The organism is Staphylococcus sp. GDY8P57P (genome assembly GCF_017892585.1).
GTDB lineage: Bacteria > Bacillota > Bacilli > Staphylococcales > Staphylococcaceae > Staphylococcus > Staphylococcus borealis.
This window is the reverse complement of the sequence record NZ_JAESLK010000019.1, coordinates 414,397-432,372: the sequence shown is the minus strand read 5'-3', so window position 1 is coordinate 432,372 and position 17,976 is coordinate 414,397. Positions and strand designations below refer to the sequence as shown.

34 protein-coding genes are annotated in these 17,976 nt (G+C 35.7%); 1 reads left to right on the top strand and 33 read right to left on the bottom strand.

Annotated elements, in window-relative coordinates:
* Positions 1-180, top strand: a 180-nt coding sequence (locus KA878_RS09045; RefSeq protein ID WP_210142139.1) for a hypothetical protein, incomplete at its 5' end; no start/stop codon positions are given.
* Between the two features lie 28 nt (positions 181-208).
* On the opposite strand, the gene rpsI is transcribed toward KA878_RS09045, so the two are convergent.
* The 33 genes from rpsI to rplD all read right to left on the bottom strand — a co-directional run bounded on the left by rpsI (position 209) and on the right by rplD (position 17,955).
* Entirely contained in the window at positions 209-601 is a 393-nt protein-coding gene (gene rpsI / locus KA878_RS09040) for a 30S ribosomal protein S9 (RefSeq protein WP_011275150.1), read from the bottom strand.
* 19 nt (positions 602-620) lie between these two features.
* Positions 621-1,058: a 50S ribosomal protein L13 gene (rplM, locus tag KA878_RS09035; protein WP_011275149.1), complete on the bottom strand. Its 438-nt coding sequence runs from the start codon at positions 1,056-1,058 to the stop codon at positions 621-623.
* 251 nt (positions 1,059-1,309) lie between these two features.
* The gene (gene truA, locus KA878_RS09030; RefSeq protein WP_075109215.1) at positions 1,310-2,113 is read right to left on the bottom strand and encodes a tRNA pseudouridine(38-40) synthase TruA; all 804 of its coding nucleotides are present in this window, start codon (positions 2,111-2,113) and stop codon (positions 1,310-1,312) included.
* Between the two features lie 4 nt (positions 2,114-2,117).
* Positions 2,118-2,924 (bottom strand): energy-coupling factor transporter transmembrane component T family protein, encoded by an 807-nt coding sequence (locus tag KA878_RS09025; protein ID WP_075109214.1) that lies wholly within the window; start codon positions 2,922-2,924, stop codon positions 2,118-2,120.
* The gene (locus tag KA878_RS09020; protein ID WP_193839069.1) at positions 2,914-3,777 is read right to left on the bottom strand and encodes an energy-coupling factor transporter ATPase; all 864 of its coding nucleotides are present in this window, start codon (positions 3,775-3,777) and stop codon (positions 2,914-2,916) included. Before KA878_RS09020 ends, KA878_RS09025 begins: the two co-directional genes overlap by 11 nt.
* Positions 3,774-4,586 carry an energy-coupling factor transporter ATPase gene (locus KA878_RS09015; RefSeq protein ID WP_193839068.1) on the bottom strand — a complete coding sequence of 271 codons (813 nt, stop codon included), beginning with the start codon at positions 4,584-4,586 and terminating at the stop codon, positions 3,774-3,776. Before KA878_RS09015 ends, KA878_RS09020 begins: the two co-directional genes overlap by 4 nt.
* Positions 4,587-5,023: 437 nt before the next feature.
* On the bottom strand, positions 5,024-5,395 hold the full coding sequence (gene rplQ, locus KA878_RS09010) for a 50S ribosomal protein L17 (RefSeq protein WP_011275144.1): 372 nt from the start codon (positions 5,393-5,395) through the stop codon (positions 5,024-5,026).
* A gap of 21 nt (positions 5,396-5,416) precedes the next feature.
* Positions 5,417-6,361 (bottom strand): DNA-directed RNA polymerase subunit alpha, encoded by a 945-nt coding sequence (locus tag KA878_RS09005; RefSeq protein ID WP_011275143.1) that lies wholly within the window; start codon positions 6,359-6,361, stop codon positions 5,417-5,419.
* Between the two features lie 83 nt (positions 6,362-6,444).
* Positions 6,445-6,834 (bottom strand): 30S ribosomal protein S11, encoded by a 390-nt coding sequence (gene rpsK, locus KA878_RS09000; RefSeq protein WP_000101625.1) that lies wholly within the window; start codon positions 6,832-6,834, stop codon positions 6,445-6,447.
* Positions 6,835-6,857: 23 nt separating this feature from the next.
* Positions 6,858-7,223 carry a 30S ribosomal protein S13 gene (rpsM, locus tag KA878_RS08995; RefSeq protein WP_011275142.1) on the bottom strand — a complete coding sequence of 122 codons (366 nt, stop codon included), beginning with the start codon at positions 7,221-7,223 and terminating at the stop codon, positions 6,858-6,860.
* 22 nt (positions 7,224-7,245) lie between these two features.
* Complete coding sequence (rpmJ, locus tag KA878_RS08990) at positions 7,246-7,359, bottom strand: 50S ribosomal protein L36 (protein ID WP_001829709.1); 114 nt, start codon at positions 7,357-7,359, stop codon at positions 7,246-7,248.
* Positions 7,360-7,390: 31 nt separating this feature from the next.
* A complete protein-coding gene (gene infA, locus KA878_RS08985) occupies positions 7,391-7,609 on the bottom strand; it encodes a translation initiation factor IF-1 (protein WP_001829792.1) in 219 nt (72 codons plus the stop codon).
* 197 nt (positions 7,610-7,806) lie between these two features.
* Positions 7,807-8,457 (bottom strand): adenylate kinase, encoded by a 651-nt coding sequence (locus KA878_RS08980; protein WP_053028550.1) that lies wholly within the window; start codon positions 8,455-8,457, stop codon positions 7,807-7,809.
* An 18-nt stretch (positions 8,458-8,475) separates the two neighbouring features.
* A complete protein-coding gene (secY, locus tag KA878_RS08975; protein WP_053028551.1) occupies positions 8,476-9,768 on the bottom strand; it encodes a preprotein translocase subunit SecY in 1,293 nt (430 codons plus the stop codon).
* Positions 9,768-10,208 (bottom strand): 50S ribosomal protein L15, encoded by a 441-nt coding sequence (rplO, locus tag KA878_RS08970; RefSeq protein ID WP_053028552.1) that lies wholly within the window; start codon positions 10,206-10,208, stop codon positions 9,768-9,770. Before rplO ends, secY begins: the two co-directional genes overlap by 1 nt.
* A 19-nt stretch (positions 10,209-10,227) precedes the next feature.
* Positions 10,228-10,407: a 50S ribosomal protein L30 gene (gene rpmD, locus KA878_RS08965; protein WP_011275138.1), complete on the bottom strand. Its 180-nt coding sequence runs from the start codon at positions 10,405-10,407 to the stop codon at positions 10,228-10,230.
* A gap of 16 nt (positions 10,408-10,423) precedes the next feature.
* On the bottom strand, positions 10,424-10,924 hold the full coding sequence (gene rpsE / locus KA878_RS08960; protein WP_011275137.1) for a 30S ribosomal protein S5: 501 nt from the start codon (positions 10,922-10,924) through the stop codon (positions 10,424-10,426).
* A 20-nt stretch (positions 10,925-10,944) separates the two neighbouring features.
* Entirely contained in the window at positions 10,945-11,307 is a 363-nt protein-coding gene (gene rplR / locus KA878_RS08955) for a 50S ribosomal protein L18 (protein WP_053028553.1), read from the bottom strand.
* Positions 11,308-11,338: 31 nt separating this feature from the next.
* Positions 11,339-11,875 carry a 50S ribosomal protein L6 gene (gene rplF, locus KA878_RS08950; RefSeq protein WP_011275135.1) on the bottom strand — a complete coding sequence of 179 codons (537 nt, stop codon included), beginning with the start codon at positions 11,873-11,875 and terminating at the stop codon, positions 11,339-11,341.
* Between the two features lie 24 nt (positions 11,876-11,899).
* A complete protein-coding gene (gene rpsH / locus KA878_RS08945; protein WP_011275134.1) occupies positions 11,900-12,298 on the bottom strand; it encodes a 30S ribosomal protein S8 in 399 nt (132 codons plus the stop codon).
* A 31-nt stretch (positions 12,299-12,329) separates the two neighbouring features.
* The gene (locus tag KA878_RS08940; protein WP_001140799.1) at positions 12,330-12,515 is read right to left on the bottom strand and encodes a type Z 30S ribosomal protein S14; all 186 of its coding nucleotides are present in this window, start codon (positions 12,513-12,515) and stop codon (positions 12,330-12,332) included.
* Between the two features lie 23 nt (positions 12,516-12,538).
* Positions 12,539-13,078 (bottom strand): 50S ribosomal protein L5, encoded by a 540-nt coding sequence (gene rplE / locus KA878_RS08935; RefSeq protein WP_011275133.1) that lies wholly within the window; start codon positions 13,076-13,078, stop codon positions 12,539-12,541.
* A 25-nt stretch (positions 13,079-13,103) separates the two neighbouring features.
* On the bottom strand, positions 13,104-13,421 hold the full coding sequence (gene rplX, locus KA878_RS08930) for a 50S ribosomal protein L24 (RefSeq protein WP_002448459.1): 318 nt from the start codon (positions 13,419-13,421) through the stop codon (positions 13,104-13,106).
* Between the two features lie 35 nt (positions 13,422-13,456).
* A complete protein-coding gene (gene rplN, locus KA878_RS08925; protein WP_002466492.1) occupies positions 13,457-13,825 on the bottom strand; it encodes a 50S ribosomal protein L14 in 369 nt (122 codons plus the stop codon).
* 31 nt (positions 13,826-13,856) lie between these two features.
* Positions 13,857-14,120: a 30S ribosomal protein S17 gene (rpsQ, locus tag KA878_RS08920; RefSeq protein WP_011275131.1), complete on the bottom strand. Its 264-nt coding sequence runs from the start codon at positions 14,118-14,120 to the stop codon at positions 13,857-13,859.
* A gap of 26 nt (positions 14,121-14,146) precedes the next feature.
* A complete protein-coding gene (gene rpmC, locus KA878_RS08915) occupies positions 14,147-14,356 on the bottom strand; it encodes a 50S ribosomal protein L29 (RefSeq protein ID WP_011275130.1) in 210 nt (69 codons plus the stop codon).
* Positions 14,346-14,780 (bottom strand): 50S ribosomal protein L16, encoded by a 435-nt coding sequence (gene rplP / locus KA878_RS08910; protein ID WP_002432945.1) that lies wholly within the window; start codon positions 14,778-14,780, stop codon positions 14,346-14,348. Before rplP ends, rpmC begins: the two co-directional genes overlap by 11 nt.
* A 2-nt stretch (positions 14,781-14,782) precedes the next feature.
* Positions 14,783-15,436 (bottom strand): 30S ribosomal protein S3, encoded by a 654-nt coding sequence (gene rpsC / locus KA878_RS08905; RefSeq protein WP_193839067.1) that lies wholly within the window; start codon positions 15,434-15,436, stop codon positions 14,783-14,785.
* Positions 15,437-15,459: 23 nt separating this feature from the next.
* Positions 15,460-15,813, bottom strand: a complete 354-nt coding sequence (gene rplV / locus KA878_RS08900; RefSeq protein ID WP_001829734.1) for a 50S ribosomal protein L22 — start codon at positions 15,811-15,813, stop codon at positions 15,460-15,462.
* A 27-nt stretch (positions 15,814-15,840) separates the two neighbouring features.
* Entirely contained in the window at positions 15,841-16,119 is a 279-nt protein-coding gene (gene rpsS / locus KA878_RS08895) for a 30S ribosomal protein S19 (RefSeq protein WP_001829710.1), read from the bottom strand.
* 64 nt (positions 16,120-16,183) lie between these two features.
* On the bottom strand, positions 16,184-17,017 hold the full coding sequence (gene rplB, locus KA878_RS08890; protein WP_107614134.1) for a 50S ribosomal protein L2: 834 nt from the start codon (positions 17,015-17,017) through the stop codon (positions 16,184-16,186).
* Between the two features lie 39 nt (positions 17,018-17,056).
* On the bottom strand, positions 17,057-17,332 hold the full coding sequence (rplW, locus tag KA878_RS08885) for a 50S ribosomal protein L23 (protein ID WP_011275127.1): 276 nt from the start codon (positions 17,330-17,332) through the stop codon (positions 17,057-17,059).
* Complete coding sequence (gene rplD, locus KA878_RS08880; RefSeq protein WP_011275126.1) at positions 17,332-17,955, bottom strand: 50S ribosomal protein L4; 624 nt, start codon at positions 17,953-17,955, stop codon at positions 17,332-17,334. Before rplD ends, rplW begins: the two co-directional genes overlap by 1 nt.
* Positions 17,956-17,976 lie beyond the last annotated feature (21 nt).

Below are 17,976 nucleotides of genomic sequence, written 5' to 3'. Positions count from 1 at the left end.
CAAAGAGAATTTCATCAAGAAATTCTACAAGCAAAGCAAGCTGGGAGTGGACGACGAATAAAAGAATTCTGTCCCGCTCCCTTTTACGCATATAAAAAAGCACTTCTCAAAATTGAGAAGTGCTTTAATCGTTCTAATGGAACACAACTTGCTGACGCAATTTGCGTACCAAATCTGTAAGCGAATAAATTCGCAACAGCTTTGACAATTAACGTTTTGAGAATTGTGGAGAACGACGTGCTTTTTTAAGACCTGGTTTTTTACGTTCTTTCATACGTGGGTCACGAGTTAATAGACCTGCGCGTTTTAATGAACCTCTGTATTCAGGATCTGCTTCTAATAATGCACGTGCGATTCCGTGACGGATAGCTTGTGCTTGTCCAGTGAAACCACCACCGTGTACGTTAACTAATACATCATAGTTACCTTTAGTTTCTGTAACATCAAATGGTTGGTTTAAGTCTAAGATTAATGATTCGAATGGTAAGTACTCACGTACGTCACGTTCGTTAACTGTAATATTACCTTCACCTGGTACTAAACGTACACGTGCTACTGAGTTTTTACGACGGCCTGTGCCTCTATATTCAACTTGTGCCAATGTCATTTCCTCCTTCTAATTAACCACGTAACTCGTAGTTTTCTGGTTGTTGTGCAGCGTGTGGATGTTCAGCGCCACCATATACAAATAATTTTTTACCTTGTTTTTCACCTAAACGTGAACTTGGTAACATACCTTTGATTGATGTTTCAAGTAAACGTTCTGGGTTATTACGTTTTAATTCACCAGCAGTAACTGATTTGATACCACCTGGGTGATTTGAGTGACGGTAATAGATTTTATCTGATTCTTTTTTACCAGTTAATTCGATTTTAGCAGCGTTGATGATGATGACATAATCACCTGTGTCAACGTGTGGTGTGTAAGTTACTTTATTTTTACCGCGTAAGATAGATGCTACTTCAGATGATAAACGACCTAATGTTTGGCCTTCAGCATCAATAACATACCATTTGCGCTCAATGTTTGATTCATTTGCCATAAATGTTTGACGCATAATAATTGTCCTCCTAAAAATAAATGCTTCGTTTTAGATTACAGGTACGTATCGCAGTCGAACCTACGAACGAGGCCTGCAATCTATTCATTCTGTTACGATTTCAAAGCGTAAATGTTCATTTATTTTATTCCTGTATAATTTGCTTATATATCTTGTAACACAATAAGTTTCCGGGGCTTATCATGGGGTGGATATAAAACAATACCGTTAACTATGTTATATTTTATAGCTCCGTTTGTCAATGAAATTTAATCATTTTGTAGTGATTTTTTACGATGAATTTTAATATTATCTCCAAAGTCTGTTGTTAAGCCCTTTTCTGAGAGATATATCTTCTCTAAATAAAGCCCTTCTGCCGGAGCAGTAAATGGTACTTTATCTCTATTTTTTTCATTTAATAATGTCGGTACTTCATTAGGGTTACGCTTACCTTTTCCAACTTCAATTAAAAACGCTACTAACACGCGAACCATATTATATAAGAAGCCGGATCCAGTCACTACATAATCAAAGCCCTCATCAGTTATGATGATTTCACTTTGATACAACGTTCGCACTTTACTTTCAACTTCAGTCTTTTGAGAACAAAATCCTGTAAAATCATGTGTTCCAATAAAATGCTTCGCTGCTTCGTTCATTTTAGAATAATCTAAATCTTCTTTGATAAATGTCTTTAGGCCACTTTCAAAAGGATTACGATGAGATCCTTGATAGACTTTGTAACGATATCGTTTACCAACACAGTCGTAACGACAATGAAATTGATCATCGACGCGTTGGACATCATTCACATATATATCGTCTGGTAACGCACGATTCATTGCATACTTCCATTGCTTAGGTTCAATGTTTAATTCAGTATCAAAGTGAAAAAACTGTTCATATGCATGCACACCTCTGTCAGTGCGACTAGAAGGATGAATTCGGACATGGCGACGATGCATACGCTTTAATATTTTTTCGAATTGTTGTTGGACCGTTCTTCCTTGTTGCTGAATTTGAAAGCCCAGAAATTGACTTCCTTGATAAGAAATATTAACGAGTATACGCACTGTATTACACTCCAATGTATTTTAATACGAATAATACGCAAGCTATGGGAATGAAACTGATTAAGCACATCGTATCAGCCATTCGCCATTGTAATTTTCTATAACTTGTTCGCTTTACATTTGCATCATAACCACGCACTTCCATAGCAATTGCTAACTCCTCAGCCCTTTGAAAAGCTGAAATAAATAACGGAATCATTAAAGGTATAAATGCTTTAATACGTGTCATTAGTCCACCTGAACTCAACTCAGAACCACGTGATTTTTGAGCTAATATAATTTTATCTAATTCATCCATTAAGGTTGGAATGAATCTTAATGCGATTGACATAATCATACTTAGTTGATGTACAGGTATCTTAAACCATTTTAATGGTGTTAATAATTTTTCAAAAGCATCTGTCAAATCAATCGGACTTGTAGATAAAGTCATTATCGTTGCAACCATCACGATAGTAATCAGACGTAATGATATAAATATACCTTCTAGTATGCCGGCACTATCAATTTTTATGATTCCGTAATCTACTAGTCGCGTGCCACCATGTGTGAAAAAGATATGCATTGCAAATGTAAATAACGTAAAGATAAATATCGGTGTCAAACCTTTAATTAGGAACCAAAATTTAATCTTCGCTAAAAACATAAATACTAATATTAATAATATAATCCAACCAAACGTTGCAAATGAATGTGCAAAAAAGATTAGAATAATAAACAAAAATACAAATAAGACCTTAGCCCGTGGATCTAGATGGTGAATAACTGAGTTATTAGGCAAGTATCTACCTATAATTAATTTATTCTTCATGTTGTTGCCACTCCTGATACATCGTTACAAATTCATCTTCTGATAATGCGATTGTCTTAAATTCAATGCCGTGTTTTATTTCAATATCACGTTGTAATTGGACGACATCTGGTAATGCTATATGCCATTCTTCTAATCGGTTCACTTGTCTGAACAGTTCTTTAGGTGTCACTTGTTCAACAATATTGCCATCATTCATCACGATAATCTCTTCAGCGTATTTTGCAACTTCATTCATATCATGAGACACAAGGATGATTGTTTTATTTTGCTTTATTTGTATTTCTTTAAATAACGCCATCACTTGTTGACGACTTTTTGAATCTAAACCAGCTGTAGGTTCATCTAACACAATCACATCTGGGTCCATAGCTAATATTGAAACAATTGCAATTTTACGCATCTGTCCCCCCGACATTTGAAAGGGTGACAGTGACATAACATGTCTTGGAAAACCTAACTCTAATAATAAATCAAATGCTCTTTCCTTCACTTCTTCAACATTCATGCCAAAGTTCTTAGGTCCAAACTCAATTTCTCTTTCAATATTGTCTTCAAATAATTGTGATTCAGGAAATTGAAACACTAGGCCAACTTTTTGTCGTATAGGCCTAATCCACTTATCTTTAGTCTTTGCTGTAATTGTCAGTTGATCATGCTCTATATAACCTTTTGTTGGTTTTAGTAACCCATTAAAATGTTGAATTAAGGTTGATTTTCCACTTCCAGTTTGTCCTACAATAGCGTAGTACTTTCCTTGTTCAATTGTTAAATTAATATGTTTTAATGCATTATACTCATAAGGTGTACCTCGTTGATAGGTATAAGCAACATCATTAAACTTAATTTTCATAGCTTTTCTACCAACCCTTCATATGTTATGAACTGATCATCAAATCCTAGCAATTGATTCATTTTCATTGAAAAAGGTAAATCTAGACCAAGTTCTTGTAACATATGTATATCTTTGAAAATTGCCTTAGGGCTACCTTCTTTATAAACTGTTCCGTGATTCATCACAATCACATGATCTCCTTCAAGTGCTTCAGTTAAATCATGTGTAATAGATATAATTGTCACATCTTTCGTTGCTTTGACATCTTGAATCAAGCGTAATAATGATTTTTTAGCTTGAGGATCCAACATAGACGTCGCTTCATCTAAAATAATCACGGTTGGGCTTAATGCTAACACGCCTGCAATAGCGACGCGTTGTTTTTGACCACCTGATAGTGAATGTGGCTCATAGTCAGCATAATCAGTCATTCCAACATCACTAATCGCCCGAGCAACGATGACTTTCATTTTTTCTGTGGGAACAGAATGATTTTCCAAACCGAAGGCAACATCATATTTAACAATTGAACCAACAAATTGGTTCTCAGGGTTTTGAAAGACAATGCCTATGTGTTCACGTATATTTTTAAACTCCTCGTTAATAATCGGTGATTGATTAAAATATACCGTACCATTCGTAGCCGTTTCAATACCAACAATGAGTTTAGCAATTGTAGATTTTCCAGAGCCATTGTGACCAACTATAGAAGTCCATTTATTTTTAGGGATTTGAAAGGATACATCGTTCAGTGTGAAGGCTGCATCGCCTTGATATTGAAAATCGATATGCTTAAGTTCAATAATATTTGTATGATTTGCCTCCACTAGAATCCCTCCTAAAAATTTGTACTCTTATAGTTTACATGAATATGATTATCATGTATATGAAACTTTGTTTCATTTCTGAATATAAAAAGAGGACCGGATAGAATTCTTATTGAATTCAATATCCCGCCTCTCTATGGTTGACTATAGTCATTAGCATTTAATTGAGCCATCTCAATTTAGTCAACTACCTTGAATTTGCAGTCAAATATTAAAAGTTCGTATCTCATCATATGAGAACATTTTATATAATTGGTTGCTGATATGCGCTATTAAAATAAAAAAGCGCGCACCCCATCATATTTTAGTTGAGTTCACGCTTTGAAATTTATTTAATTGATGGGGCACTCTGAGCTAGACAATATTTGTATGTGGCAAACATTATCGTTGCACTCATTTGCTTTACATATAAGTAGTTAGTGTATTTATATCTTGAATTAATCTACTAATTCGATGATAACTGATTCAGCACCGTCTCCGCGACGAGGACCTACTTTAAGAATACGAGTGTAACCACCTTGACGTTCTGTATAACGTTCAGCAATTTCACCGAATAATTTTTGAAGTGCAGTTTGTGTCGTTTCATCTTCGTTTAAGATTTCAACATTACGTAATGTTTTAGCAGCATTACGACGAGAAGCTAAATCTCCTTTTTTACCTAAAGTGATTAATTTCTCAACAACACTACGAACTTCTTTTGCACGAGCTTCTGTAGTTTCAATACGTTCACTAACGATAAGTGAAGTAGCTAAGTCACGTAACATAGCTTTACGTTGATCAGAAGTACGACCTAATTTTCTGTAACCCATGAGTTGACCTCCTTTAACTTATTAATCTTCTTTTCTTAATCCTAATCCTAAATCTTCTAATTTATATTTAACTTCTTCTAGAGATTTACGACCTAAATTACGAACTTTCATCATATCAGCTTCAGATTTATCAGCTAACTCTTGAACTGAATTGATTCCTGCACGTTTTAAACAGTTGTATGAACGTACTGATAAGTCTAATTCTTCGATAGACATTTCAAGTACTTTTTCTTTTTGATCTTCTTCTTTTTCAATCATGATTTCAGCATTTTGTGCTTCATCTGTAAGACCTACAAAAATATTTAAATGTTCAGTCAAAATCTTAGCAGCTAATGATACTGACTCTTGTGGAGTGATTGAACCATTAGTCCAAACATCTAAAGTTAATTTATCAAAATCACTACTTTGACCGACACGTGTATTTTCAACTGTATAGTTAACACGTTCAACTGGTGAGTATAGTGAATCAACAGGAATTACACCGATTGGTAAATCACTAGTATTATTTTGTTCTGCTAATGCGTAACCTCTACCCTTGTTAGCAACAAGACGAATTTTTAAATGTCCACCTTTAGACACTGTTGCGATTTTAAGTTCTGGATTTAGAACTTCCACATCACTATCATGAGTAATGTCACTTGCAGTAACTTCGCCTTCATCTCGAACATCGATTTCTAATGTTTTATCTTCTTCAGAATAGATTTTAAGTGCTAATTTTTTGATGTTCATAATGATAGTAGAAACATCTTCAACAACATTATCTATAGCTGAGAACTCGTGTAAAACACCTTCAATTTCAATGTACTTAACGGCTGCACCTGGTAATGAAGATAGTAGGATACGACGTAAGGAGTTTCCTAGTGTAGTACCGTAGCCACGTTCTAGTGGTTCAACAACGAACTTACCGAATTTAGCATCTTCACTAATTTCAATTGTCTCAATTCTAGGTTTTTCAATTTCTATCATTTACAAAAATCCTCCTTAATTACGTCGACTTAATTTTAAACTGTTTCGCTCAGTGACCTGTAACAATAACAATCTATTAAAAATTAGACGCGACGACGTTTTGGTGGACGACAACCGTTATGTGGTACTGGAGTAACGTCTCTGATTGCAGTTACTTCTAGACCAGCTGATTGTAATGCACGGATAGCTGATTCACGACCTGGTCCAGGTCCTTTTACTGTTACTTCAACAGTTTTTAAACCATGTTCCATTGCTGATTTTGATGCAGTTTCAGAAGCCATTTGCGCTGCGAATGGAGTTGATTTTTTAGATCCTTTGAAACCTAATGCACCAGCTGATGACCAAGATAAAGCATTACCAAATTCATCAGTGATAGTTACGATTGTATTGTTGAATGTTGAACGGATGTGAGCCACACCATTTTCAATATTCTTTTTAACTCTACGTTTACGAGATACTTGTTTACGTGCCATTTATATTTTGCCTCCTTTACCTATTATTTTTTCTTGTTAGCTACAGTTTTAACTGGGCCTTTACGCGTACGTGCGTTGTTTTTAGTTTTTTGACCGCGAACTGGTAAACCACGACGGTGACGGATACCACGGTATGATGAAATTTCCATTAAACGTTTAATGTTTAAGTTTTGTTCACGACGTAAGTCACCTTCAACTTTATAACTGTCAACAACTTCACGAATACGACCTAATTCGTCATCTGTTAAATCTTTTACACGTGTGTCTGCTGATACGTTAGCTTCTTCAACGATTTTTTTAGCTGTTGAAGTACCAATACCATATACATATGTTAATGAAATAACGATACGTTTTTCACGTGGAATATCTACTCCTGCAATACGTGCCATATATATTTACACCTCTCTTTTATTAACCTTGTCTTTGTTTGTGCTTAGGATTGTCACAAATTACCATTACTTTACCTTTACGTTTAATGACTTTACATTTTTCGCAAATTGGTTTAACTGATGGTCTTACTTTCATTTTTATACCTCCCTATATTATGGAGTGACGATTATTTATAACGATAAGTAATTCTACCGCGTGATAAATCATACGGAGACATTTCTACAGTTACTTTGTCGCCAGGTAGAATACGAATATAATTCATTCTAATTTTACCACTCACGTGCGCTAAAATTTCATGACCATTTTCTAATTCTACTTTAAACATAGCATTTGGTAAAGTATCTAATACTGTACCTTCTAATTCAATTACATCTTGTTTCGCCATAGATTAACTTCCCCCTTTTTACAATAGTAAGGTAATCGTCAATAGACAACTTCAACGATACGAATCTAATATAGTGACTAGTTATAATAAGTTTAACAAAATGCGGGAATTATTATCGTCATTCGACACTCAGAAAATTAATTCTTGCCAGAGAAACCTAATCAAATTCACATAAACCTAGACCGTATTAAGTTGATCTATTTTAATTGATCTAAGATATCAATGACATCTTTGGTTACATCGTCAATATCTTTCGCGCCATCAATGTTTTTAAGCACACCTTTTTCATTATAATACTCTAAAATAGGTTTAGACTGCTTAACATTAACGTTTAAACGATTAGATACTGTTTCAGGATTATCATCTTCACGTTGATAAAGTTTTCCACCATCGATATCACAAATACCATCAACCTTTGGAGGATTAAATACAAGATGATAAGTCGTACCACATTTCTCACAGATACGACGACCTGTAAGACGATTCATCAATTCTTCCTCAGGAACTTCGATGTTTATAACCGCATCAATGTTTCTACCAAGCTCAGACATAATTTCATTTAATGCCTCAGCTTGATCGATTGTTCTTGGGAAGCCATCTAATAAGAATCCTTTTTTTGCATCGTCTTCAGATATTCTTTCTTTAACGATACCTACAGTAACTTCATCAGGGACTAATTCTCCACGATCCATGTAAGATTTAGCTTCTTTTCCTAAATCTGTTTCATCTTTAATCGCTTTTCTGAACATGTCACCAGTAGATATATGTGGTATTGGGAATTTCTTAACAATTTCACTCGCTTGAGTACCTTTACCTGCGCCAGGTAAACCCATTAAAATGATATTCATAAATTGCCCTCCTACAAATTATCTACCACCAAAGCCTTTATATTCTTTTTGACTCACTTGAGCTTCAAGTGATTTCATAGTTTCAATTGCTACACCAATTACGATTAATAAGCTTGTACCACCAATTTGAATGGATTGAGGTAAACTCATAAACTTAGTTGCTAGAATTGGTAATATCGCAATGACTGCTAAGAAAATAGAGCCGACAAAAGTTAAGCGATAAAGTACTTTAGTAATATATTTTTTAGTTTGATCGCCAGGTCTGATACCTGGAACGTAACTACCTTGTTTCTTCAAGTTGTCAGCCATTTTTTCAGGATTAACTTGAACAAAGGCATAGAAATACGTAAATGCAATAATTAGAATTACATAAACTATCATGCCGTAAGTGTTTGAAGGGTTAGCATATTCAGATATAGTTTGCGCCCAATCAGCTTTAGGGAAGAACAGTGTTAATGTTCTTGGCAATAAGAAAAATGCCATCGCAAAGATTACTGGAATTACCCCTGCAGAGTTAACTTTTAAAGGTAGATATGTTGCTTGAGATCCTAATCTTTGTGCAGATTGTTTTTTAGCGTATTGGATAGGAATTTTACGTTTTGCTTCTAGTACATAAATCGCACCAATTGTAAGTAAAACTAATCCTACAATTAAGCCAATCACTTTCAACCATGCCAACGTTGTATCATCATTACCAACAAATGCTTGTTGCACAAATTGAATAATTGATGACGGCAATGTTGATAAGATACCTGCAAAGATAATGATAGAAATACCATTACCCACTCCAAATTGAGTGATTTGGTCACCAAGCCAAATTAGAAATGCTGTTCCTGCTGTTAAAACAACGGCAATCAATAAATAACTCATTACAGATTGGTGAATAATTAATTTACCACCTAAATAGTTATTAAATTGGAATGCCATACCAATTGACTGTATAAAAGCCAAAATGATAGCGAAATAACGTGTTACATTGCTAAGCTTTCTTTTACCTACTTCACCTTGTTTCGCCCATTCAGAGAATTTCGGAACAATATCCATTTGTAATAATTGCATTACGATAGATGCAGTGATGTAGGGCATAATGCCCATAGCAAATATTGAAAAGTTCTTTAAGGCTCCGCCACCAAACGTATTAAGAAGAGCGGCGACTCCTTGATCAGAACCTTGTTGTTCAAAAGGCTCAGGGTTAACACCTGGAGCCGGAATGTAAGTTCCTATTTTGAATATGATTAACATTGCTAAGGTAAAGAAAATCTTGTTTCGAACTTCTTTAGTTTTAAAGAAGCTCACAAGCGTTTGAAACATTAGATCACCTCGTGTGCTCCACCTTTTGCATCAATTGCTTCTGCTGCTGAAGCTGAGAATTTGTGAGCTTTCACTGTCAATTTTTTATCAAGTGAGCCGTTACCTAGTACTTTAATACCAGATTTTTCATTCTTAACTACACCAGTTTCAACTAATAAAGCTGGAGTTACTTCAGTACCATCTTCAAATTTATTAAGTTGGTCTAAGTTAACAATAGCATATTCTTTACGATTAATGTTAGTGAAACCACGTTTTGGTAAACGACGGAATAAAGGTAATTGTCCACCTTCAAATCCTGGTCTTACGCCACCACCTGAACGTGCTTTTTGACCTTTTTGTCCGCGACCACTAGTTTTACCATTACCAGAACCAGCACCACGGCCAACACGGTTACGTACACGACGTGAACCTTCAGCTGCTTTTAACTCATGTAATTTCATTATATAGGCACCTCCTTAATTATTTTTCTTCTACTGTCAATAAGTGTCTAACTTTGTTGATTTGCCCACGGATTGCAGGGTTATCTTCAACTACTACTGAACTATTAGTCTTTTTAAGACCTAAAGCTTCAACAGTTTTACGTTGTGTTTCAGGACGACCAATAACACTACGAGTGAGGGTAATTTGTAATTTAGCCATTATCTATTTTCCCTCCTTAATTATATAATTCTTCTACTGATTTGCCGCGTAATTTAGCAACATCTTCAGCATTTTTAAGGTTTTGTAAACCATTGATTGTAGCACGAACCATATTGATTGGTGTGTTAGATCCTAATGATTTACTTAAGATATCAGTGATACCTGCTAATTCTAATACGGCACGAACTGGACCACCAGCGATTACCCCTGTACCAGGTGCAGCTGGTTTCATGAATACGCTACCTGAACCATAACGACCAGTGATAGTGTGAGGAGTAGTTCCTTCAACACGTGGAACAACTACTAAATCTTTTTTAGCTGCTTCGACAGCTTTTTTGATAGCTTCTGGTACCTCTTGAGCTTTACCAGTACCGAAACCTACACGACCATTTTTGTCTCCAACTACTACTAATGCAGTGAAACGGAAACGACGTCCACCTTTAACAACTTTAGCAACACGATTGATTGTTACAACGCGTTCTTCAAATTCTTTCGTTTCTTCTTCTCTACGAGCCATGTATTTGTCCCTCCTTTAAATTAAAATTCTAATCCGCTTTCTCTAGCAGCTTCTGCTAAAGCTTTTACACGACCATGGTATAAATAACCGCCACGATCAAATACGATTTCTTTAATGCCTTTTTCTGATGCTTTTTTAGCAATTGCTTCGCCTACTTTTGTAGATAAATCTACTTTAGAAGCTGATTCGCTTGCGATATCTTTATCTTTTGATGAAGCTTGAGCTAAAGTTACGCCTTTAACATCATCGATAATTTGTGCATAAATGTGTTTGTTTGAACGATATACATTTAAACGTGGTTTTTCAGCTGTACCTGATAATTTAGTACGCACACGAGCATGTCTTTTCAAACGCACTTTGTTTTTATCAATTTTACTGATCATTGTATTACTCCTTTCTTAAGAGAGTTATCTATTATTTACCTGTTTTACCTTCTTTACGGCGAACGTATTCACCTTGGTAACGGATACCTTTTCCTTTGTAAGGTTCTGGAGGTCTTACTGAACGGATGTTAGATGCGATTGCACCAACTTGTTCTTTAGATACACCAGATACTCTAACAGTTGTGTTTTTCTCTACTGCGAAAGTAATGCCATCTTCAGCTTTAATTTCAACAGGGTGAGAGTAACCAACGTTTAATACTAAGTCACTACCTTGCATTTGAGCACGGTAACCTACACCAACAAGCTCAAGAGTTTTTTCGAAACCTTGAGAAACACCTTGTACCATATTATTTAATAAAGCACGAGTTGTACCATGAACTGTTCTATCTTCTTTAGACTCAGTAGGTCTTACAACTTCGATAGTGTTTTCTTCTTGTTTGAAAGTCATTCTTTCGTTAAATGTTCTAGTTAATTCACCTTTAGGACCTTTTACAGTAGCAGTATGACCATCAAAAGTTACTGTAACGTCGCTAGGGATGTCAATAATTTTCTTACCAACACGACTCATGTTATGGCACCTCCTTATTTATTATTACCAAACGTATGCGATAATTTCTCCGCCAACGTTACGTTTTCTTGCTTCTTTGTCAGTGATAACACCTTCAGAAGTTGAAACTAATGCAATACCTAAACCATTTAATACTTTAGGTACTTCGTTTGCTTTAGCATAAACACGTAAACCTGGTTTAGAGATACGTTTTAATCCTGTGATAACACGTTCATTGTTTTGACCATATTTTAAGAATAAACGAATAACACCTTGTTTATCATCTTCAACGTATTCTACGTTTTTAATGAAACCTTCACTTTTTAAGATTTCAGCAATTTGTTTTTTAATGTTAGACGCAGGTAATTCTAATTTCTCGTGACGCACCATGTTTGCGTTTCTTACACGAGTAAGCATATCTGCGATTGGATCTGTCATTGTCATTGATTGTTGCCTCCTTTCAGACTCTTATATATTACCAGCTAGCTTTACGTACGCCAGGGATTTGCCCTTTGTAAGCTAATTCACGGAAACAAATACGGCATAATTTAAATTTACGATATACAGAATGTGGACGACCACAACGTTCACAACGAGTATATTCACGTACTGCATATTTTTGTTTTTTCTGTTGCTTAGCAACCATAGAAGTTTTAGCCACTTAATTAGCCTCCTTTTTAGAGATTATTTACGAAATGGCATACCGAAGTTTGTTAACAATTCACGAGCTTCCTCGTCAGTGTTAGCAGTTGTTACGATAACAATATCCATTCCTCTTACTTTACTTACTTTATCATAGTCGATTTCTGGGAAAATTAATTGTTCTTTAATTCCTAATGTGTAGTTACCACGACCATCGAATGCTGTTTTAGAAACACCTTGGAAGTCACGTACACGAGGTAATGAAACTGCGATTAATTTATCTAAGAATTCATACATTCTTTCTCCGCGAAGTGTAACTTTCGCACCGATTGGCATACCTTCACGTAAACGGAATGTTGCAACTGATTTTTTAGCTTTTGTTACTAATGGTTTTTGACCAGTGATTAATTCTAATTCTTCTACAGCGTTATCTAACACTTTAGAGTTTTGAACTGCATCACCTACACCCATATTTACAACGATTTTTTCGATTTTTGGTACTTCCATTACAGAACTATAGTTGAATTTTTTAACTAAGTTTTCAGTAACTTCAGTATTGTATCTTTCTTTTAAACGGTTCAAAGTGGATCCTCCTTTCAACTAGTTATTAATTATTAGATTTGATTTCTTCGCCAGATTTTTTAGCGATACGAACTTTTTTACCATCAACAAATTTGTAACCGACACGTGTAGGTTCGTTTGTTTTAGGGTCTAATAATTGTACGTTAGAAACATGGATTGCTGCCTCTGTTTCTAAGATTCCACCTTCAGGATTTAATTGAGTTGGTTTTTGGTGTTTTTTAATTACGTTAACACCTTCCACAACGACACGGTCTTTTTTAGGTTCAGTAGCGATTACTTTACCTTCTTTACCTTTGTCTTTACCTGCGATAACTTTTACGTTGTCACCTTTTTTGATATGCATGTGGGCACCTCCTTAAATGATTTGGTTTTTATAAATTAAAGTACTTCTGGTGCTAATGAAACGATTTTCATGAAGTTGCCTTCACGTAATTCACGAGCAACAGGACCAAAGATACGAGTACCACGTGGGCCTTTGTCATCACGAATAATGACACATGCATTTTCATCAAACTTAATATAAGAACCATCATTACGACGAACGCCTGATTTAGTTCTAACGACAACAGCTTTGACTACGTCACCTTTTTTAACAACGCCACCTGGTGTTGCATTTTTAACAGTACATACGATAACATCGCCGATGTTCGCTGTTTTGCGACCAGATCCACCTAATACTTTAATTGTAAGAACTTCACGAGCACCAGAGTTGTCTGCTACTTTTAAACGAGTTTCTTGTTGAATCATTAGTTAAACCTCCCTTATCTCTAATCTTGTATTAAATAATTACTGACTCTTCAACAATTTCTACTAAACGAAAACGTTTTGATGCTGATAAAGGACGAGTTTCTTGAATTTTAACAATGTCTCCTAATTTAGCTGAATTGTTTTCATCATGAGTTTTGTATTTTTTAGAGTATTTTACACGTTTACCGTATAATTTGTGTGTTTTGTAAGTTTCAACTAATACAGTGATAGTTTTGTCCATTTTATCTGAAACAACTTTACCTACATAAACTTTACGATCGTTTCTTTCACTCACTTTTGTAACCTCCTCTTTCGAATGTTTTATTGATTAGCTTTACTTTCTTCGATTTCTCTTTCACGAGCAACAGTTTTTAGACGTGCAATCGTTTTTCTAACTGTACGAATACGTGCAGTTTCCTCTAATTGACCTGTAGCTAACTGAAAGCGTAGGTTAAAAAGCTCTTCTTTTGAAGATTTGATTTGTTCTTCGATTTCTGAAGTGGTTAAGTCTCTAATTTCCTTAGCTTTCATTTGTTTCACCACCCAATTCTTCACGTTTTACAAACTTAGTTTTTACTGGAAGTTTGTGACTTGCTAAACGTAATGCTTCACGAGCAACTTCTTCTGATACGCCTGCAACCTCGAATAAAATTCTACCTGGTTTTACAACAGCGATCCAGCCTTCAACGGCACCTTTACCAGCACCCATACGTACTTCTAAAGGTTTTTTAGTATATGGTGTATGAGGGAAGATTTTAATCCAAACTTTCCCGCCACGTTTCATGTAACGTGTCATAGCAATACGAGCAGATTCGATTTGACGAGAAGTAATCCAAGATGTTGTAGTAGCTTGTAATCCATACTCACCAAATGTTACATAGTTACCGCCTTTAGAACGACCAGTTGTTTTAGGACGATGTTGACGACGATATTTAACACGTTTTGGTAGTAACATTATTATTTTCCTCCTTCACTAGTATTCTTAGTAGGAAGAACTTCACCACGATAAATCCATACTTTAACACCTAATTTACCGTAAGTAGTGTCTGCTTCAGCATGTGCATAATCGATGTCAGCACGTAAAGTATGAAGTGGAACAGTTCCTTCTGAATATTGTTCAGCACGAGCAATGTCAGCTCCGCCTAAACGACCTGATACTTGAGTTTTGATACCTTTAGCACCAAGTTTCATAGCTCTTGAAATAGCTTGTTTTTGTACACGACGGAATGAAGCACGGTTTTCTAATTGACGTGCAATATTCTCAGCAACTAAACGAGAATCGATATCAATTTTCTTGATTTCGATAACGTTGATGTGTACTTTTTTATCAGTTAAGTTGTTTAATTTATTACGAAGTTTTTCAATTTCTGATCCGCCTTTACCAATTACCATACCTGGTTTACCAGTGTGAATGGCAATGTTAATACGGTTAGCAGCACGTTCGATTTCAACGTGAGAAACTGATGCTTCTTTTAATTCGTTATCAATGAATTTACGGATTCTTAAATCTTCGTGTAATAGTGAAGCGAAATCTTTTTCAGCATACCATTTTGCTTCCCAGTCACGGATGATACCGACACGAAGTCCGATAGGATTAATTTTTTGACCCACAGTGTTCCCTCCTTAAATAGTTATTAAGCTTCTTTAGCTTCTTCTTTACCGTCACTTACGACGATTGTAATGTGGCTTGTACGTTTATTGATAGCACTTGCACGACCTTGTGCACGTGGACGGAAACGTTTTAAAGTTGGTCCTTCATTTGCATATGCTTCTTTAACTACTAATTCATCAGTGTTCATGTCATAGTTATGTTCAGCATTTGCTAAAGCGGACATTAATACTTTTTCAATTACTGGTGATGAAGCTTTGTTAGTTAATTTTAAAATAGCAATAGCTTCTCCAGCATTTTTACCTCTAATTAAGTCAAGAACTAATCTTACTTTACGAGGTGCGATTCTGATTGTTCTAGCAACCGCTTTTGCTTCCATTAGGATTTCCTCCTCTACTTCTATTTATTATCTTCTAGTTTTTTTATCGTCTGCAGCATGTCCTTTAAATGTACGAGTTGGAGCAAATTCACCTAATTTGTGACCTACCATATCTTCAGTTACATAAACAGGTACATGTTTACGACCATCGTATACTGCAAAAGTATGACCGATGAAATTTGGGAAAATTGTAGAACGACGAGACCATGTTTTGATTACTTGTTTCTTTTCACTTCCGTCTTGAGCTTCTACTTTTTTCATTAAATGATCATCGACGAAAGGTCCTTTTTTAATACTACGAGCCATTTGGGCGCCTCCCTTCTTATTGTGTGCGTGCAGCAATTAAGCCGCACACCCAAATAAGTTGTTATTATTTTTTCTTACGTCCACGAACGATAAGTTTGTCTGATGATTTTTTACCACGACGAGTTTTCTTACCAAGTGTTGGTTTACCCCATGGTGACATTGGAGATGGTCTACCGATTGGAGCACGACCTTCACCACCACCGTGTGGGTGATCGTTAGGGTTCATTACTGAACCACGAACTGTTGGACGGATACCTTTCCATCTAGAACGTCCAGCTTTACCAACATTAACTAATTCATGTTGTAAGTTACCAACTTGTCCAATTGTAGCACGGCAAGTTGATAAGATCATACGAACTTCACCAGAACGTAATCTGATTAATACGTATTTACCTTCTTTACCAAGTACTTGTGAACTTGCACCCGCTGAACGAGCTAATTGTCCACCTTTACCAGGTTTTAATTCGATATTGTGAATTACAGTACCAACAGGAATGTTTTGTAAAGGTAATGCGTTACCAACTTTAATGTCAGCATCTACACCACTTTCAACTACTTGGCCTACTTGTAATCCTTTTGGAGCAATAATATAACGTTTTTCACCATCAGCATATACTAATAAAGCAATGTTAGCTGAACGGTTTGGATCATATTGGATTGAATCAACTTTTGCAGTGATTCCATCTTTGTTACGTTTGAAATCGATAACACGGTATTGACGTTTGTGTCCTCCACCATGGTGACGAACTGTCAATTTACCTTGGTTGTTACGACCCGCTTTTTTCGGTAACGGTTGTAATAATGACTTTTCAGGAGTTGATTTCGTGATTTCAGCAAAATCTAAACTAGTCATATTACGACGACCATTTGTAATTGGCTTATATTTTTTAAGAGCCATTGTCGCTTACCTCCTTAATGGTAACTTTTATTTTATTGTTTAGTTGAATAAGTCAATTGAACCTTCTTTTAAAGTAACAATCGCTTTTCTTCTTTTGTTTGTATAGCCTTGGTAACGGCCCATACGTTTTTTCTTAGGTTTGTAGTTGATGATGTTTACATTTGCAACTTTAACGTCGAAAATTTCTTCAACTGCAATTTTAACTTGTGTTTTATTAGCACGAGTATCTACGTCAAAAGTGTATTTATCTTCAGCCATTGCTTCAGAAGATTTTTCAGTGATTACGGGGCGCTTAAGAACATCTCTTGCTTCCATTATCCGAGCACCTCCTCAACTTTTTTCGCAGCTGATTCAGTAATAATAACACTGTCAGCGCTAGTGATATCTAATACGTTTAATCCTTGAGCAGTACTAACTTGTACGCCAGGGATGTTACGTGCAGATAATTCAACGTTTACATCTTCGCTATCAGTAACTACTAACACTTTTTTAGGTTGTTCAAGTGTAGTTAATACGTTTTTGAATTCTTTTGTTTTTGGAGCTTCAAAACCAAAATTATCAACGATAGTGAAGTTATTTTCTTTCACTTTGAAAGATAATGCAGAACGTAATGCTAAACGACGCATTTTCTTAGGCATTTTGTATGCATAACTTCTTGGTGTTGGACCGAATACGATACCACCACCACGCCATTGTGGGGCACGAATAGTACCTTGACGTGCACGTCCTGTACCTTTTTGTCTCCATGGTTTACGTCCGCCACCACGTACAGCAGAACGATTTTTAACTGCGTGAGTTCCTTGTCGTAATGAAGCACGTTGTAAATTAATTGCTTCGAAAAGAACACTGTTATTTGGTTCAATAGCGAATACTGAATCGCTTAATTCAACAGAACCTGATTTAGATCCGTCTACTTTTAAAACATCATAATTAGCCATTATGCTTTTCCTCCTTTCGCT

Excerpts from the sequence above, each read along its gene's own strand:
- rplM (WP_011275149.1), bottom strand. The coding sequence starts at position 1,058 with ATGCGTCAAACATTTATGGCAAATGAATCAAACATTGAGCGCAAATGG.
- KA878_RS09025 (WP_075109214.1), bottom strand. The coding sequence starts at position 2,924 with ATGAAGAATAAATTAATTATAGGTAGATACTTGCCTAATAACTCAGTT.
- KA878_RS09020 (WP_193839069.1), bottom strand. The coding sequence starts at position 3,777 with ATGAAAATTAAGTTTAATGATGTTGCTTATACCTATCAACGAGGTACA.
- rplQ (WP_011275144.1), bottom strand. The coding sequence starts at position 5,395 with ATGGGTTACAGAAAATTAGGTCGTACTTCTGATCAACGTAAAGCTATG.
- KA878_RS09005 (WP_011275143.1), bottom strand. The coding sequence starts at position 6,361 with ATGATAGAAATTGAAAAACCTAGAATTGAGACAATTGAAATTAGTGAA.
- rpsK (WP_000101625.1), bottom strand. The coding sequence starts at position 6,834 with ATGGCACGTAAACAAGTATCTCGTAAACGTAGAGTTAAAAAGAATATT.
- rpsM (WP_011275142.1), bottom strand. The coding sequence starts at position 7,223 with ATGGCACGTATTGCAGGAGTAGATATTCCACGTGAAAAACGTATCGTT.
- rpmJ (WP_001829709.1), bottom strand. The coding sequence starts at position 7,359 with ATGAAAGTAAGACCATCAGTTAAACCAATTTGCGAAAAATGTAAAGTC.
- infA (WP_001829792.1), bottom strand. The coding sequence starts at position 7,609 with ATGGCGAAACAAGATGTAATTGAATTAGAAGGTACAGTATTAGATACT.
- KA878_RS08980 (WP_053028550.1), bottom strand. The coding sequence starts at position 8,457 with ATGAATATCATTTTAATGGGTTTACCTGGCGCAGGTAAAGGTACTCAA.
- secY (WP_053028551.1), bottom strand. The coding sequence starts at position 9,768 with ATGTTTCAAACGCTTGTGAGCTTCTTTAAAACTAAAGAAGTTCGAAAC.
- rplO (WP_053028552.1), bottom strand. The coding sequence starts at position 10,208 with ATGAAATTACATGAGTTAAAAGCAGCTGAAGGTTCACGTCGTGTACGT.
- rpmD (WP_011275138.1), bottom strand. The coding sequence starts at position 10,407 with ATGGCTAAATTACAAATTACCCTCACTCGTAGTGTTATTGGTCGTCCT.
- rpsE (WP_011275137.1), bottom strand. The coding sequence starts at position 10,924 with ATGGCTCGTAGAGAAGAAGAAACGAAAGAATTTGAAGAACGCGTTGTA.
- rplR (WP_053028553.1), bottom strand. The coding sequence starts at position 11,307 with ATGATCAGTAAAATTGATAAAAACAAAGTGCGTTTGAAAAGACATGCT.
- rplF (WP_011275135.1), bottom strand. The coding sequence starts at position 11,875 with ATGAGTCGTGTTGGTAAGAAAATTATTGACATCCCTAGCGACGTTACA.
- rpsH (WP_011275134.1), bottom strand. The coding sequence starts at position 12,298 with ATGACAATGACAGATCCAATCGCAGATATGCTTACTCGTGTAAGAAAC.
- rplX (WP_002448459.1), bottom strand. The coding sequence starts at position 13,421 with ATGCATATCAAAAAAGGTGACAACGTAAAAGTTATCGCAGGTAAAGAC.
- rplN (WP_002466492.1), bottom strand. The coding sequence starts at position 13,825 with ATGATTCAACAAGAAACTCGTTTAAAAGTAGCAGACAACTCTGGTGCT.
- rpmC (WP_011275130.1), bottom strand. The coding sequence starts at position 14,356 with ATGAAAGCTAAGGAAATTAGAGACTTAACCACTTCAGAAATCGAAGAA.
- rplP (WP_002432945.1), bottom strand. The coding sequence starts at position 14,780 with ATGTTACTACCAAAACGTGTTAAATATCGTCGTCAACATCGTCCTAAA.
- rplV (WP_001829734.1), bottom strand. The coding sequence starts at position 15,813 with ATGGAAGCAAAAGCGGTTGCTAGAACAATCAGAATCGCACCTCGTAAA.
- rpsS (WP_001829710.1), bottom strand. The coding sequence starts at position 16,119 with ATGGCTCGTAGTATTAAAAAAGGACCTTTCGTCGATGATCATTTAATG.
- rplB (WP_107614134.1), bottom strand. The coding sequence starts at position 17,017 with ATGGCTCTTAAAAAATATAAGCCAATTACAAATGGTCGTCGTAATATG.
- rplW (WP_011275127.1), bottom strand. The coding sequence starts at position 17,332 with ATGGAAGCAAGAGATGTTCTTAAGCGCCCCGTAATCACTGAAAAATCT.
- rplD (WP_011275126.1), bottom strand. The coding sequence starts at position 17,955 with ATGGCTAATTATGATGTTTTAAAAGTAGACGGATCTAAATCAGGTTCT.